Below are 1,030 nucleotides of genomic sequence, written 5' to 3' on the forward strand. Positions count from 1 at the left end.
ACGCGACATGTCTGTCCACACCGTCGACTCGCTTGGGATCACTAGCTCGTGCTCCGTACGGATGAACTCGCGCACGGCACGGACACACTCGTTCTCGCCGTCGGCCGCGAACCCGATCCGTGCCATTGTCCCGCCTTCCAGCTCTACCCGCCGACTCACGCATTGTCGACGACGCCTTCCACCTCGATGTCCTATCTCAAGAATGTCCTATCCCAAGCCGAAGCAGCGTATCGAGGCAGTCGGCCGGTTCTGCGATCTCGGCGCGACGGCCGGTGACCGCCTTCGGCTCTGGCGGTGGGGCGACCTTCCCCCGGAGGAGATCCCCGGTGCTCCGGACAGTGCCGTGGTGGACAGCGCCCGGAAGCTGGACGGCTACGGACGGGTGGCCGGTGGCCTGATCCCTCAGGACCATCACCTGGGCGGGCCCTCCGGCAAGCGTGTCGTGTGGGGGAAGGCGTCTGGCCGGCGGAAATGATCCCGGTGCGTGACACGATCAAGCTGAAGCACGACTTCATCCGCTCCATCGTCATGGAGCCACCGGTGCAGTTTGTCGTGCACAGCCCGGCCGGGCCTGTCGCCGGGCAGGTCAGTTTGCGCAGCGTGTCCGGGTGTACGGCGCACGCCACGGTCGCGGAGCGGCCACGCAACACCGCTGACACTGATCGAAAACTCGGCTGCCGGATCCTCGATGGTCGCCCCGGCGCGGTAACGGCCGATCAACGCCCTGACGTCAGCCGACGGCCTTGCGGCACCTGTTCTCATTGTTCCAGATGTTCCAGACCTGCCGTCCGGCGTAGCGGGGGCTGGACAGGATCGTGCGGACGGCTCCCGTGGCCGAGGATGGACCGAACGTCGGGTCCGGTGCCGTTTCAGGCGCGTTCGTGGATGCGGTTCTTGAGCTGCTCGTACTGGTCAGGGTCGTCCAAGGCGGCCATGACGATCTGGTAGCAGGTGCGTTCGCACAGGTCGATGAGGTCGGCCCGGTCGATGGCCGGCTGGTCGAGCCAGGTGAGGACGACTTCCTCCATGT

General features: G+C 66.2%; 1 protein-coding gene. It reads left to right on the top strand.

What is annotated here, in order from left to right; genetic code table 11:
• Positions 1 to 202 precede the first annotated feature (202 nt).
• Positions 203 to 475 carry a hypothetical protein gene (locus tag DD1DGNOD_RS10520; protein ID WP_131767560.1) on the top strand — a complete coding sequence of 91 codons (273 nt, stop codon included), beginning with the start codon at positions 203 to 205 and terminating at the stop codon, positions 473 to 475.
• The last annotated feature ends 555 nt before the right edge of the window (positions 476 to 1,030 follow it).

This window comes from Candidatus Protofrankia californiensis, assembly GCF_900634765.1.
Taxonomy (GTDB): domain Bacteria; phylum Actinomycetota; class Actinomycetes; order Frankiales; family Frankiaceae; genus Protofrankia; species Protofrankia californiensis.

Excerpts from the sequence above, each read along its gene's own strand:
- DD1DGNOD_RS10520 (WP_131767560.1), top strand. The coding sequence starts at position 203 with ATGTCCTATCCCAAGCCGAAGCAGCGTATCGAGGCAGTCGGCCGGTTC.